Raw genomic sequence first — 14128 nt, forward strand, 5'->3', positions numbered from 1 at the left:
GCTTACTGCGGCGCGATCAGCGCCGCGAAGCGCGACAGGTCGACGTTGCCGCCGCTGATCAGCACGCCCACGCGCCGGCCTGCAATGGCCTTGCCTGCAGCGATGGCGCCTGCGAAGGCGAGGCAGCCCGTGGGCTCCACCACCATCTTCATGCGCTCGGCGAAGAAGCGCATCGCTTCGACGAGCTGCTCGTCGGTGACGGTGAAGATGTCGTCCACGTCGCGGCGGATGATGCCGAAGGTGTATTCGCCAAGATGCTGCGTCTGCGCGCCGTCGGCGATGGTCTTCGGGGTTTCGATGTGCACGATCTTCCCGGCGCGGAACGACTGCTGGCCGTCGTTGCCGGCCTCGGGCTCCACGCCGTAGACCTTGCACTGCGGCGACAGCGCGCGCGCCGACAGCGCCGAGCCCGAGAGAAGCCCGCCGCCGCCCAGGCAGACGAACAGGTGGTCGAGCGGGCCGCTCTCCTCGATCAGCTCCTTCACCGCGGTGCCCTGGCCGGTGAGCACGTCGGGGTGGTCGTAGGGCGGGATCATCGTCATGCCGCGCTCCTGCGCGAGCTTCCTGGTCAGCGCCTCGCGGTCTTCGGTGAAGCGGTCGTACATCACGACCTCGGCGCCGTAGCCCTTGGTGGCCGCGACCTTGGCGGCCGGCGCGTCCTTGGGCATGACGATGACGGCGGGCATCTGCAGCAGGCGCGCCGACAGCGCGATGGCCTGCGCGTGGTTGCCCGACGAGAAGGCGATCACGCCGCCCTTGCGCTGCGCGGCATCGAACTTCGACAGCGCGTTGAAGGCGCCCCGGAACTTGAAGGCGCCCATGCGCTGGAAGTTCTCGCACTTGAAGAAGAACTCTGCGCCCCAGCGCTCGTTGGCGGTGGTGGAGCGCAGCACCGGCGTGCGGTGGGCGTGGCCTTCGAGCCGCGCGGCCGCGGCGATGACGTCGTCGTAGGTGGGTAGTTGCATGAGGCCGAGCTTAGCGGCGGCTTCCGGTCTTTTGCAGCCCCGATGGGTAAAAACCCGCTATCTGCGGCAGCTGCGAACTCCGTACTCTGTATACAGAGTTCAAAGAAACCGGCGCAAGGAGACAACCATGCCCGCCCAGCTCGTCAGCATCGAGGTCGCGCCCGATCTCGTGGACCAGGTCTACCGCGCCCTGCTCGGCGCCATCAGCAGCGGCACGCTCGCACCTGGCGAGCGCATCACGCAGGAAGACATCGCGCAGCGCCTCTCCGTGTCGCGCCAGCCGGTGCTGCAGGCGCTGCGGCTTCTGAAGAAAGACGGCTTCGTGCTCGACGCGCCCGGCCGCGGAGTGCTGGTGGCCCCGCTGGAAGCGGAGGGGATGCGCAAGGTCTACCAGGTGCGCGGCGCGCTCGATGCCCTGGCCGCGCGGCTGGCGGCGCGCCAGCGCTTTCGCATCGACCCCAAACTCATCGAGCGCGGGCGGCGTGCCGCGCGCGGGCGCAACGTGGAAGCCATGATCGATGCCGACGTCGCCTTCCACCAGGCCATCTACGAGGCCTCGGGCAATCCGTTGATCGCGCAGAGCGCCGATCCGCATTGGCGCCACCTGCGCCGCGCGATGGGCGCGGTGCTGCAGGCCGAGCCGCAGCGCGAGACGCTGTGGGACGAGCACGAGGCCATTGCCGAAGCCATCGCGGCAGGCAACGCGGACCGTGCCGCGCGCCTGAGCGAGGAACACGTCTCGCGGGCCAGCGAGGCACTGAGCGAGCGGCTGCTGGCACATGCGGCATTCGCCAACACCCCCAAGCAGAAAGGAGACAAGGCATGAAGCTCACCCCCGAGCAGCGCGCGCAGTTCGAGCGCGACGGCTATCTGTTCTTCCCCGGCCACTTCTCGGCCGAAGAAACCAGGGCACTGACCGATGCGGTGCCCGACCTCTACGCGAAGCGCGAGGCCTTCAACGTGCGCGAGAAAGGCTCCGACGCCGTGCGCACGAACTTCGCGGCGCACCTCGTGAGCGAGCCCTTCGCGCGGCTCGCGCGCCATCCGCGCATGGTCGAGCCGGTGGTCGATCTCTTCGGCGAGGAGGTCTACATGCACCAGTTCAAGATCAACGGGAAGATGGCATTCGAAGGCGACGTGTGGCAGTGGCACCAGGACTACGGCACCTGGCTCAACGACGACCTGATGCCCACCGAGCGCGCGATGAACGTGGCGATCTTTCTGGACGACGTGAACGAGCACAATGGTCCGCTGATGTTCATCCCGGGCAGCCACCGCAAGGGCGTGGTCGATGCGAAGCACGACCTCACGACCACCAGCTACCCGCTTTGGACCGTCGACAACGACCTGATCCGCCAGTTGGTGGAGCGCGCCGGCGGCAAGCAGGGCGGCATCGTCTCGCCCAAGGGGCCGGCTGGCTCGATGATCCTGTTCCACAGCTGCCTGGTGCACGCCTCGGGCAGCAACCTCTCGCCCTTCAACCGCGTGGCGGTGTACCTGAGCCTGTGCGCGGTCAGCAACCACATCCGCCGCCACAAGCGCCCCGAGTACATCGCCCACCGCGACTTCACGCCCATCGAGCTGCTGCCCGATGACTGCCTGCTCAAGCCCTACCCTGTGGACGTGCCGTGGAAGAACGGCCTGCCCGAGAGCGCGCTGCGCACCTCGCTCGACGTGCTCGACACGGTGGAGGCCTGAACGACATGAGCCTCCACGCCCGCCTGCAGCAGCGCGCCGCCGAAGGCCGCCCCATCCGCATCGGCCTGATCGGCGCCGGCAAGTTCGGCTCGATGTACCTCGCGCAGATTCCGCGCACGCCCGGCGTTCAACTGGTGGCGATAGCCGACCTGTCGCCGGACGCGGCACGCGTCAACCTCGAGCGCGTGGGCTGGGAGCGCGAACGCGCCACGGCCGCATCGGTGCAGGAGGCGCTGAAGCAGGGCACCACCTGGATCACCGACGACTGGCAGGCCGTGACGCGCGAGCCCTCCATCGACATCGTGGTCGAGTGCACCGGCAACCCCATCGCGGCGGTCGATCACTGCCTCGATGCCTTCGCCCACGGCAAGCACGTGGTGAACGTGACCGTGGAGGCCGACGCCTTCTGCGGCCCGCTGCTCGCGCGCAAGGCCCAGCAGGCCGGCGTGGTCTATTCGCTGGCCTTCGGCGACCAGCCGGCGCTGATCTGCGACCTGGTCGACTGGGCGCGCACCTGCGGCTTTCCGGTGGTGGCGGCCGGGCGCGGCCACAAGTGGCTGCCGCACTTCACCGAATCGACACCCGAGACGGTGTGGGGCAACTACGGCCTCACCCCCGAGCAGGCCAAGCGCGGCGGGCTCAACCCGAAGATGTTCAACAGCTTCCTCGACGGCTCCAAGCCTTCCATCGAAAGCTCGGCGGTCGCCAACGCCACCGGCCTGGCGGTGCCATCGGACGGCCTGCTCTACCCGCCCGCGAGCGTGGAGGACATCCCCTTCGTCACCCGGCCGAAGAGCGAAGGCGGCGTGCTGGAGCGCAAGGGCATGGTCGAGGTGGTGTCTTCGCTGGAAGCCGACGGACGGAAGATCCCGTACGACATCCGCATGGGTGTGTGGGTCACCGTCGAGGCCGAGACCGAGTACATCAAGAACTGCTTCGAGGAGTACAACGCCCACACCGACCCGAGCGGGCGCTACTTCACGCTCTACAAGCGCTGGCACCTCATCGGGCTCGAAGTCGGCATGTCGGTGGCCAGCGTGGCGCTGCGCGGCGAGCCCACCGGCGTGGCGACCTGCTGGAACGCCGACGTGGTCGCCACCGCAAAACGCGACCTGGCTGCCGGCGAGATGCTCGATGGCGAAGGCGGCTACACCGTCTGGGGCAAGCTGCTGCCGGCCGGGCGCTCGCTGCGCCTGGGCGGCCTGCCGCTGGGGCTGGCGCACGGCATCAGGCTGGTGCGACCGGTGAAGAAGGGCCAGAGCCTGAGCTGGGCCGACGTGGCCATCGACACCACCACCGCCGCCTACAGGCTGCGCAACGAGATGGAGGCCCTGTTCGCGCCCGCGGCACGGGCAGAGGCCGCCTGACGGCTGGCCGAGAACTTTCCGCTTCGGTGCAGCCACCGTTGCACCGGGCGGCTTTCACGTAAAAAATGTTCTGCTCGGCACGAAGCCCGTGTCGAAATGCTCGCCGGCTGGCCGTCATTGTGGTGAGCGATCCTGCTCAGCAAGCTTTTCCTTGACGGAGAGACACCATGCAGTACATGTTGATGTTCTACCAGCCCGCGGCCGAATTCGAGCAGCGCGAAGACGCATCCGCGCAGGCCTACCGGGCCAGCTGGGTCGCATATGCCGACGCGGTGCGCCAGTCGGGCATCTCGCTCGGCGGCCACGGCCTCTTCCCGCCCATGACCGGCACCACGCTGCGCGTGCGCGGCGACCGGCGCCAGGTGCAGGACGGCCCCTTCGCCGACACCAAGGAGCAGCTCGGAGGCTACTTCGTGATCGACGTGCCCGACCTCGACGCCGCGCTCGAATGGGCGGCGCGTGCGCCCTGCGCGACCAGCGGCGGGGTGGAGGTGCGGCCCGTCTTCGTAGCCACCGCACTGGCCGCAGCGGCGGCATGAGCGCCGCGCCGGGCCGCCCCAGGCAAGCTCGCACCGCAGTGCGGGGCGCGCAGGTGCTCCCATGAGCGACCCGGCGGTTCACGGGGCCGCCGAGCGGGCGGCGCGCGAGTCGTATGGCCGGCTGCTGGCCATCCTGTCGGCGCGCACCCACGACATCGCCGCATCGGAAGACGCGCTCGCCGACGCCTTCGCCCGAGCGCTCGAGCGCTGGCCCGCGGATGGCGTCCCGGCCGAGCCAGACGCCTGGCTGCTGAGCGTGGCGCGCCACCGCAAGCTCGACGCCTGGCGCCACAGCCGCGTGCAGGACCAGGCCACCCAGACCCTGCTGCTGCTCGCGGGCGAGGTCGACGACGCCGCCGACGGCGCCAGCGCCATCCCCGACGAGCGGCTGCGCCTGCTCTTCGTGTGCGCGCACCCGGCCGTCGATGCCCCTGCCCGCGCGCCGCTCATGCTGCAGACCGTGCTCGGCCTCGACGCCGCACGCATGGCCGGCGCCTTCCTCACCGCGCCCTCCACCCTCGGCCAGCGGCTGGTGCGCGCCAAGGCCCGCATCCGCGCAGCGGGCATTCCCTTCGAATACCCGCAGGCGCGCGACCTGCCGCAGCGGCTGCAGGACGTGCTCGACGGCATCTACGCCGCCTACGGCACCGGCTGGGACGACATCGACGGCGCCGACGCCCTGCCGCGCGGCCTTACGACGGAAGCCATCGACCTCTGCCGCATCCTCTGCGGCCTGATGCCCGCCGAGCCCGAGCCGCTGGGCCTGCTGGCGCTGATGCTCTTCTGCGAGGCCCGCATGCCCGCGCGCCGCAGCGACACCGGCGCCTATGTGCCGCTCGATCAGCAGGACCCGCTGCGCTGGAACCCCGACCTGCTCGCCGAGGCCGAGCTCTGCCTGCGCCGCGCATCCGAAATGAAGTCGCTCGGCGCCTACCAGCTCGAGGCGGCGATCCAGTCGGCCCATTGCGAACGCCGCGTCGGCGCGCCGGTGCCGCCCGAGGCACTGGTGTCGCTGTACGAAGGGCTGCTGGCGCTGCGCACCAGCATCGGCGCGCAGGTCAGCCTCGCTTGCGCGCTCGCAAACGCGCGTGGCCCCGAGATCGGCCTCAGGGCGCTCGAGTCCATTCCTGCGCAGGACGTGGCGAGCTACCAGCCGTACTGGGCGGCGCGCGCCCATCTGCTGGCGGCCGGCGGTGCGCGCTCCGCCGCACGCCAGGCATTCGACAGGGCCATCGGCCTGAGCACGAACTCGGCCGTGCGTGCCTACCTGCACGCGATGTCGGACCGGCTCTGAAACCCGGACTATTTCGTCGCGTTGAAGGTGCGCGGGAACAGCGCGGCCTGCGAGCGGTCGCGCAGCCTGTAGCTCATGGCCGGCCGGCCCAGGCTGCCGGTGACCATGCCGGCCTCCTCCATGAACCCACCGTCGAGCATCCGCTTGCGGAAGGCGCTCTTGTCGACCGCCCGGCCCAGCACGACCTCGTAGGTGTGCTGCAGCGCCGGCAGCGTGAACGGCTCCTCCAGCAGGAAGGCCGGCAGCGAGGTGTATTCGACCTTGCTGCGAAGCCGTGTGACGGCCGCATCGAGCAGTTCGCCATGGTCGAAGGCCAGCCGCTTGCGCGAAGCCGCATCGACCTCGAACCACGCCACCTCGGCCGCATTCGCCCCGCCGCGCAGCTGCATCGCCTGCGCGGGGATCAGCGCATAGAAGCAATGCGTGGCCGACCAGCCCCGCGGATCGCGCTTCGCCCCGCCCCAGCTGCCGAGCTGCTCCAGGTAGGGCGCGGCCACCCCGGTCTTCTCGCGCAGCTTGCGCAGCGCACAGTCGAGCAGCGTGGCGTCCTCGTCGATGTTCACGAAGCCGCCGGGCAAGGCCCATCTGCCCGGAAAGGGCTCGTCCGTATCGGCGGGCCGCTTCACCAGCAGCACCTGAAGGGCGTCGTCGAGCACGGTGAACATGACCACGTCGACGGTGACCAGCGGGCGTGGGAAGGTCAGTGGCGGAAATCCGGAAGATGGGGTGTTCACTTGAGAACTTGACTGCGGGCTTGTTAGTTGTACTATACAACCCTTGATTAGTTGTACAGAGCAACCTTCGTCACATCACAAGAACTACAAGGAAAGACGAACGAAATGAACAACGCTGTCACACCCCTGCCCACTGAACTGCACGAACTGCAGCGCGAGCGCTGGCCCCAAAGCGGCCGGCACATCCTCGCCCACCACGATGCGAACTCGGTCATCGTCTACCAGGCCTACCGCCCCGCCATCGGCGAGTACGCCATCCGCCATGGCCGGCTCGATGGCCCGGACTTCAGCCTTTCGCGGATGAGTTGGATCCAGCCCAACTTCCTCTGGATGATGTATCGCAGCAGCTGGGGTACGAAGGAAGGCCAGGAAGTTGTGCTCGGCCTGCGGCTGCGCCGCTCGTTCTTCGAGCGCGTGGTGCGCGAGGCGGTACCCTCGACCTTCGATGCGAGCTACGCGAGCCGCGAAGCGTGGCAGGAGGCCGTGGGGCGCTCCGAGGTGCGCCTGCAGTGGGACCCGGATCATTCGCCGAAGGGCGGCAAGCTGGAGCGCCGCGCGATCCAGCTCGGCCTGCGTGGCCGCACGCTGGCCGCGCTCGCGCATGAGGAACTGCTGGAGGTCATCGACATGCGGGCCTTCGTGGCCGCGCAGCGCCCGCTGGCCCAGGACGACAGCCCCGAGCTGCAATTGCCGCTGGAGCAAGTGCTCGACATCGACTTCGAAAAGGAGGATTCCAAATGACGACGACAACGAACCCGACCACCGTGATACCCCGCAGCACCCGCGACCTGCCCGCCTACTTCGCGCAGGGCCATCGCCCCGAGTACCTGCTCTTCTGGGGCCATCAGGCGCCGAAGACGGGCGTGAACAAGAGCTGCTTCAGCCAGTGGTTCGAGGTCGCCTTCAAGGTCGACGGCGTCTCCTACCGCACGGCCGAGCATTTCATGATGGCCGGCAAGGCACGCCTGTTCGGCGACGACGAGGTCTGCGAGCGCATCCTCGCGGCACGCACGCCGGCAGAGGCCAAGAAGCTGGGCCGCGAGATCCGCGGCTTCGACGAGGCCGCCTGGGTGGCCGCCCGGCTGGACATCGTGACGCAGGGCAACATCGCCAAGTTCTCGCAGAACGCGGAGCTCGGCGCCTTCCTGCTCGGCACCGGCCACCAGGTGCTGGTGGAGGCCAGCCCGGTCGATCCGATCTGGGGCATCGGGCTTGCCGCCAACGATCCCCTGGCGCAGGACCCGCGCAAATGGAAGGGGCTGAACCTGCTGGGCTTCGCGCTCATGGCCGCGCGCGAGGTGCTGAGGCAGCAGCGGTGAACGCCATCGAGCGCTACCGTGGCTGCCTGCTCGGGCTGGCCTGCGGCGATGCGGTGGGCACCACGGTCGAGTTCCGACCCAGGGGCAGCTTCGCGCCCGTGACCGGCATGCACGGCGGCGGCCCCTTCGGGCTGATCGCGGGCGAGTGGACCGACGACACGTCGATGGCACTGTGCCTGGCAGCAAGCCTGATCCACTGCAAGGGCTTCGACGCGGTCGACCAGATGAACCGCTACTGCAACTGGCGCAACGTGGGCTACATGAGCAGCACGGGCAGCTGCTTCGACATCGGCCTGACGGTGTCGAATGCCCTCACCCGCTACCTGGCCTCGGGCGATCCCTTCGCCGGCGATCCCGATCCACGCACCGCCGGCAACGGCGCGCTGATGCGGCTCGCGCCGGTGCCGATGTTCTACGCGGCGAACGCCGAAGCCACCTGGAAGCAGGCCGGCGAGAGCACACGCACCACCCACGGCGCGCTGGAGGCCATCGAATGCTCGCGGCTCTTCGCATTGCAGCTGCGTTCGGCCCTGCGTGGCGAAGAGAAGGCCGCGATCCTCTCGACCACGCCGCTGGCGCCGCTGAGTGAGAAGGTGGCGGGGCTGGCAAGAAACGACCACGCCTCGAAGACCGCCGGGCAGATCAAGGGATCGGGCTACTGCGTGGAATCGCTCGAGGCGGCGCTCTGGTGCTTCGCGAACACCGGTTCCTTCAAGGAGGCCGTGCTCGCCGCAGCCAACCTGGGCGACGACGCCGACACCACGGCCGCCATCTGCGGCCAGCTCGCAGGCGCCTTCTATGGCGTCGAAGGCATACCGCGGGACTGGCTCGACAAGCTCGTCATGCGCGCGGAAATCGAAGAGATGGCCGGGCAGCTCCTCGCACTGGCGGGCTGACGAGGGTCCGGAAGCTACTCCGGCTGCGCGGCGGCGTCGCTCACCCGGCGCGCGTCGAGCTGGCTGCCGCCCTGCGCGAGCGACACCCCGATCACCGCGTTCGCAGCATCGCGCCTGAACATGACCTGCGCGCCGATGGCGGTCACGGCAAAGCGGTCCGTGCCCGTGGGGGTGAGCGCGTTGTAGCCGCGCCCCGTTTCGCGCACCAGCAGCCTGCCGCCGCGCACGGTGAAGTTCAGCGACTGGGTGCGTGTCACGCGGTACTCGCCCCTGTATTCATCGAGCCGCTTCGCGTCGATGGGCACTTCCGCGGTCGGCACCGGATAGCGGCTCTTGCCGATGGCCAGCATCACCGTCTGGATCGGCGCGCGCGCATTGCTGCTGAGCACGATCAGCGCCTCGCCGGTGTCGGGCGCGAGCAGCCACAGCGTGCGGTAGCCCTGGGTGACGCCTGCGTGGTAGTAGGTGCGACGGCCGCCTTCCGGTCCGCGCACCATCACCGCATAGCCGATCTCGGCGCCCTCGTAGCGCGCCAGCGGCATGAGCATGCGCGCCGCGGCCGGGCCCAGCGGGCCGCTGGCGCCCGCGAGGATGGCGCGGCTGAAGGTCATCATGTCGGCAGCCGTGGAACGCAGTGCACTGGCCGGCGCGTAGGCCTGCATGTCGAACAGCGGCTGGCGGCGGTCGCCTGAGAAGGCCGGGGCCATGCGCGAGGCCTTGTCGCCCAGCCCGATGACGGTGTCGTTCATGCCCAGCGGCTCGGTGATGCGCGCGCGCACCAGTTCGCCCCACGATGTGCCGTAATGCTCGGCGAGCAACTGCCCGAGCAGCGCCATGCCGAAGTTGCTGTATGCGCCCTCGCAGGGCGGCGCCGCGGCCGTGAGCCTGATGCGCGCAAGCGCGGCCCAGAACATGGGCTTGTCGAAGGCATGGAACTGCTCGACGAGCGGCGCGCCGCCGGTCACGCCATCGGCCATCACCGGCATGCAGCCGGTGTGCGTGACGAGCTGGCGCAGCGTGACCGAGGCCACCGCGGGCGAAATGCCGTCGACCTTGCCGGCGAGCAGCCTGCCGACGGTGTCGTCCAGCTTCAGGTCGCCGCGCTGCACAGCCTGCGCGAGCAGCAGGCCGGTGAACACCTTGGTGACGGAGCCGATCTCGAACATCGGCTGCTCCGCGCTGCCCGATGCGATGGCGCGCGGCGCGGTCGCCGGCTCGGGGTTGTAGGCGGCGCCGTAGGCCGCCTGCCCGTTGTGCAGCGTGCCCACCACCAGGGTGCCGCGCTCGGTGCCCAGCGCCGCCCTGGCGAGCACGGCGGGGTCGCTCGCCAGCGTCAGGGGCTGTTGCTGTTGCGCCTGTTGCGGCGGCTGAAGCTGTGCAGCGGCATGGCCGGCCAGCAGGGAGAGGAAAAGCCATGCCGCGAGCCGGGAGCGGTACAGCAAGGCATGAGGCAGGAGCCGCATCGTCGGATTCCTCGGGCGTCGTCGAAAGAGCCGCCATCCTGCCACGCCGGGCGCGCCTCCCGCGCCCCGCGACGACAATGGCCCGATGCGCGCATTGCTCGGCACCTTCTCCTGGCAGGAACTCCGCCACCATCCCTGGCGCAACGCGGCGGCCGTGCTGGCCGTGATGCTCGGCGTTGCGCTGGCCTTCTCGGTACAGCTGATCAACGCCTCGGCGCTCGACGAGTTCTCGAGCGCGGTGCGCTCGGTCAACGGCGAGCCCGACCTCGAGGTGCGCGCCGTGCAGGGCGGCTTCGACGAGGCCGTGTTCGCACGGCTCGCCCGGCATCCGCAGGTGGCGCTGGCGAGTCCGGTGGTCGAGGTGCAGGGCCTGGCACTGGCAGGCGACAGCCAGGTGCCGATCCGCGTGATCGGCATCGACGCGCTGACGCTGCCGACCATCGCACCCGCGCTGATGCCGCAGGCTGCGGCGGGCGCCGACCGCTTCGCGCTCTTCGCCCCCGGCCAGGTGTTCCTCAACCTCGCGGCGCGCGATGCGCTGGGACTGCCCGCGCAGTCGGCACCCGGCGCGGGCAAGGCCGAGACGGTGCAGCTGCGCGGCGGCGACGCCTGGCACAGCCTCGCGGTGGCGGGCCACGTGGCGGCCGGCGGCAAGGCGCTCGCGGTGATGGACATCGCGGCGGCGCAGGAACTCTTCGGCCGCATCGGCCAGCTGAGCCGCATCGACCTGCGGCTCGCACCCGGCACCGACCGGGCGGCCTTCATCGCCTCGCTTCAGAAGTCGCCAGACTGGCCGGCGGGCGTGCAGTTCGCCGAGCCCGGTGACGCGGCGCAGCGCGTGAGCAACCTGTCGCGTGCCTACCGCGTGAACCTGACGGTGCTGGCGCTGGTGGCGCTCTTCACGGGCGCCTTCCTGGTGTTCTCGGTGCTGGCGCTCAGCGTGGCCAAGCGGGCGCAGCAGTTCGCGCTGCTCGGCGTGCTCGGTCTCACGCCGCGCGAGCGGCTGCGGCTGGTGCTGGCCGAATCGCTGGTACTGGGCCTCATCGGCAGCGCGGCCGGCCTCGCGCTGGGCACGGCGCTGGCAGCCTTCGCGCTGCGCGTGCTGGGCGGCGACCTGGGCGGCGGCTACTTCGAGGGCGTGGCGCCCACGCTGCACTGGAGCGCGGGCGCAGCCCTGCTCTACGGCGGTCTCGGCGTGGTGGCCGCGCTGGTCGGGGGCTGGTGGCCTGCTCGCGCGGCGCAGTCGCTGCCGGAGGCACAGACGCTCAAGGGCCTCGGCGCCGCGCCCACGCAGGGCAACGGCCACTGGCTGGCGCTGGGCCTGATCGCGCTGGGCGCGGTGCTGGCGAACCTGCCGGCCATCGGCGGCATTCCGGTGGCGGCTTACCTCTCGGTCGCCTTCCTTCTGGTGGGCGGCATCACCGCCTTGCCCTGGCTGATCGCGCTGCTTTACGACCGCGTGGCGCCGCTGTTCTCGCAGCGCATGCTGCCGATGCTGGCGGTGGAGCGCGCCCGGCGCATGCGCGGCACGGCGGCGGTGGCTGTCAGCGGCGTGGTCGCCAGCCTGAGCCTCGCCGTGGCGCTGACGGTGATGGTCGCGAGCTTCCGCGATTCGGTGACGCAATGGCTCGGCGTGGTGCTGCCCGCCGACCTGTACGTGCGCGCCACCTCGGGCGGCCGCGGCGGCAACAGCGGCGGCGGCAGCAGCACCGACACCGCCACCTTTGCGCCGGCCTTCGTGCAGTCGCTCGCCCAGTTGCCCGGCGTGGCGCGCACCGGCACGCTGCGTACGCAGGCGCTGCAGCTCGATGCGGCACGGCCGGCGGTCGCACTCATCGCGCGCAGCCTCGAAGGCGGGGCGGCGCAATCGCTGCCGCTGGTGGGCAGTGCGCTGACGGTGCCCGAGGGGCAGGTCGGCATCTACGTGAGCGAGCCGATGGTGGAGCTCTACGGCGCGAAGCCGGGCACGGTGTTCGCGCCGCTGTCGGCCGCCATGGGCAAGGCCGGGGCCTCGTTCTTCGTGGCCGGCGTGTGGCGGGACTACGCGCGGCAGTTCGGCGCCATCGCCATGGACGCGCGCGACTTCGAGCGCCTCACCGGCGAACGCAACGTGAGCGACGTGGCGCTGTGGCTCGCGCCGGGCGCATCGGAAGGCGCCGTGCAGGCGGCGGTGCGCGAGCTGGCCGCGCGGCAAGAGGGCCAGGGCGCACAGGGCAAGTCCTCCGAAGGCTCGGTGGAGATCGCCTCCGTGGGGCAGATCCGCGCGACCTCGCTGCGCATCTTCGACCGCAGCTTCGCCGTCACCTACTGGCTACAGGCTGTAGCCATCGCCATCGGCCTGTTCGGCATCGCGGCGAGCTTCAGCGCGCAGGTGCTGGCGCGGCGCAAGGAGTTCGGCCTGCTCGCCCACCTCGGCTTCACCCGCCGGCAGGTGCTGGCGGTGGTCGCCGGCGAAGGCGCGGCGTGGACGGCCATCGGCGCAGTCGCTGGGCTGGGCCTGGGGCTGGCCGTGTCGGTGGTGCTCGTGAAAGTGGTGAACCCGCAGAGCTTCCACTGGAGCATGGACCTGCTGGTGCCGTGGGAGCGCCTGCTGGCGCTGTGCGCTGCGGTGGTGGCGGCAGGCACCGTGACTGCCTGGATGGCGGGTCGCGCCGCCGCCGGCAAGGACGTGGTGCTGGCAGTCAAGGAAGACTGGTAGGCCGACGCCGGTATTCGCACGAGGCCCGACTCCTGGACTGGAACCCATGCAGCAAGCACCCTTCTCCTTTTCCCTTTCGCGCCGAAGCCTGCTGCTCGCCGCGCTCGCGTCGGGCCCGCTGGCCGCGTGGGCGCTGCCCGAGCGCCGCCTGGAGTTCCCGCGCGACTTCGGCAGCCACCCCGACCTGCACACCGAGTGGTGGTACATCACCGGCCATGCGAAGACGTCCGCCGGACGCGAGTTCGGCTATCAAGTCACCTTCTTCCGCTCGCGCGTCGAGGCCACGCAGGGCATGCGCTCGGCCTTCGCAGCGAAGCACCTGGTGTTCGCGCACGCGGCCGTCACCGATCTCGAAGGCCGCACATTGCTGCATGACCAGCGCATCGCGCGCGCGGGCTTCGGCGTGGCGGAGGCCTCGGCGAACGACACCGATGTGCGCATCCGCGACTGGTCGCTCGTACGCGAGAACGGCATCTACGTCGCACGCATTCCGGCGGGCGAGTTCGCGCTCGAGCTGCGCTTCACGCCCACACAGCCGGTTCTGCTGCAAGGCAATGCCGGGCTCTCGCGCAAGGGCCCGGAAGAATCGCAGGCCAGCTACTACTACAGCGAGCCGCAGCTCAAGGCCCGAGGCAGGCTGACGCTCAAGGGCCAGCCCTTCGACGTTGCCGGCACCGCGTGGCTGGACCACGAATGGAGCGAGGCGCTGATGCACCCCGAGGCGGTGGGCTGGGACTGGATCGGCATGAACCTCGACGACGGCAGCGCCCTCACTGCCTTCCACCTGCGGCGCAGCGACGGCAGCGCGCTGTGGGGCGGCGGCTCTTTCCGGCCCCGCGATGGCGCGGCGCGGATCTTCAGGCACGACGAGGTCCGCTTCGAGAGCCTCGGCACATGGGTCAGCCCCCGCACGCAGGCGAAGTACCCGACACGATGGCGCGTACAGACGCCCGCCGGCAGCTTCGAGGTGCGCGCCCTGCTCGACGACCAGGAACTCGACAGCCGCGGCTCCACGGGCGGCGTCTACTGGGAGGGCGTGAGCGACCTGCTCGATGCGCAGGGCCGGCGCGTGGGGCGCGGGTATCTGGAGATGACCGGCTACGCGGCGCCGCTGAGGCTGTAACTGTTGTCGCCATCCGCGGTGGCTGACAACCG

General features: G+C 70.3%; 13 protein-coding genes. 10 read left to right on the top strand and 3 right to left on the bottom strand.

What is annotated here, in order from left to right:
* Window positions 1-2 precede the first annotated feature (2 nt).
* On the bottom strand, window positions 3-965 hold the full coding sequence (locus G369_RS0107405) for a threo-3-hydroxy-L-aspartate ammonia-lyase (protein ID WP_019653351.1): 963 nt from the start codon (window positions 963-965) through the stop codon (window positions 3-5).
* A gap of 127 nt (window positions 966-1092) precedes the next feature.
* Between G369_RS0107405 and G369_RS0107410 the strand changes: the two genes are divergently transcribed.
* The 5 genes from G369_RS0107410 (at window position 1093) to G369_RS0107430 (ending at window position 5863) form a co-directional block, all read left to right on the top strand.
* Window positions 1093-1791: a GntR family transcriptional regulator gene (locus tag G369_RS0107410; protein WP_019653352.1), complete on the top strand. Its 699-nt coding sequence runs from the start codon at window positions 1093-1095 to the stop codon at window positions 1789-1791.
* On the top strand, window positions 1788-2663 hold the full coding sequence (locus G369_RS0107415) for a phytanoyl-CoA dioxygenase family protein (RefSeq protein WP_019653353.1): 876 nt from the start codon (window positions 1788-1790) through the stop codon (window positions 2661-2663). Before G369_RS0107410 ends, G369_RS0107415 begins: the two co-directional genes overlap by 4 nt.
* Window positions 2664-2668: 5 nt before the next feature.
* A complete protein-coding gene (locus tag G369_RS0107420; protein WP_019653354.1) occupies window positions 2669-4030 on the top strand; it encodes an NAD(P)H-dependent oxidoreductase in 1362 nt (453 codons plus the stop codon).
* Window positions 4031-4197: 167 nt separating this feature from the next.
* Window positions 4198-4569, top strand: a complete 372-nt coding sequence (locus G369_RS0107425) for a YciI family protein (RefSeq protein WP_019653355.1) — start codon at window positions 4198-4200, stop codon at window positions 4567-4569.
* Window positions 4570-4630: 61 nt separating this feature from the next.
* The gene (locus tag G369_RS0107430; protein ID WP_019653356.1) at window positions 4631-5863 is read left to right on the top strand and encodes an RNA polymerase sigma factor; all 1233 of its coding nucleotides are present in this window, start codon (window positions 4631-4633) and stop codon (window positions 5861-5863) included.
* Between the two features lie 8 nt (window positions 5864-5871).
* On the opposite strand, the gene G369_RS0107435 is transcribed toward G369_RS0107430, so the two are convergent.
* Entirely contained in the window at window positions 5872-6528 is a 657-nt protein-coding gene (locus tag G369_RS0107435; RefSeq protein ID WP_080647806.1) for an NUDIX hydrolase, read from the bottom strand.
* Window positions 6529-6702: 174 nt separating this feature from the next.
* Here G369_RS0107435 and G369_RS0107440 point away from each other — a divergent pair, with 174 nt between their 5' ends.
* Genes G369_RS0107440 through G369_RS0107450 form a run of 3 tightly spaced genes read left to right on the top strand, consistent with a single transcriptional unit; the run spans window position 6703 to window position 8812 of the window.
* Window positions 6703-7338, top strand: coding sequence for a DUF4291 domain-containing protein (locus G369_RS0107440; RefSeq protein WP_019653358.1), 636 nt, complete (start codon window positions 6703-6705; stop codon window positions 7336-7338).
* Window positions 7335-7916, top strand: a complete 582-nt coding sequence (ybiA, locus tag G369_RS0107445) for a riboflavin biosynthesis intermediates N-glycosidase (RefSeq protein ID WP_019653359.1) — start codon at window positions 7335-7337, stop codon at window positions 7914-7916. The genes G369_RS0107440 and ybiA overlap by 4 nt, the downstream gene beginning before the upstream one ends.
* Window positions 7913-8812: an ADP-ribosylglycohydrolase family protein gene (locus G369_RS0107450; RefSeq protein ID WP_019653360.1), complete on the top strand. Its 900-nt coding sequence runs from the start codon at window positions 7913-7915 to the stop codon at window positions 8810-8812. The genes ybiA and G369_RS0107450 overlap by 4 nt, the downstream gene beginning before the upstream one ends.
* 14 nt (window positions 8813-8826) lie before the next feature.
* On the opposite strand, the gene G369_RS0107455 is transcribed toward G369_RS0107450, so the two are convergent.
* Entirely contained in the window at window positions 8827-10275 is a 1449-nt protein-coding gene (locus G369_RS0107455; RefSeq protein WP_019653361.1) for a serine hydrolase domain-containing protein, read from the bottom strand.
* An 85-nt stretch (window positions 10276-10360) separates the two neighbouring features.
* Here G369_RS0107455 and G369_RS0107460 point away from each other — a divergent pair, with 85 nt between their 5' ends.
* Window positions 10361-12973, top strand: coding sequence for an FtsX-like permease family protein (locus tag G369_RS0107460; RefSeq protein ID WP_019653362.1), 2613 nt, complete (start codon window positions 10361-10363; stop codon window positions 12971-12973).
* A gap of 46 nt (window positions 12974-13019) precedes the next feature.
* Window positions 13020-14096 carry a lipocalin-like domain-containing protein gene (locus G369_RS0107465; protein ID WP_019653363.1) on the top strand — a complete coding sequence of 359 codons (1077 nt, stop codon included), beginning with the start codon at window positions 13020-13022 and terminating at the stop codon, window positions 14094-14096.
* The last annotated feature ends 32 nt before the right edge of the window (window positions 14097-14128 follow it).

The sequence above is a fragment of the Variovorax atrisoli 110B genome, assembly GCF_000382045.1.
Lineage (GTDB): Bacteria > Pseudomonadota > Gammaproteobacteria > Burkholderiales > Burkholderiaceae_C > Variovorax > Variovorax atrisoli.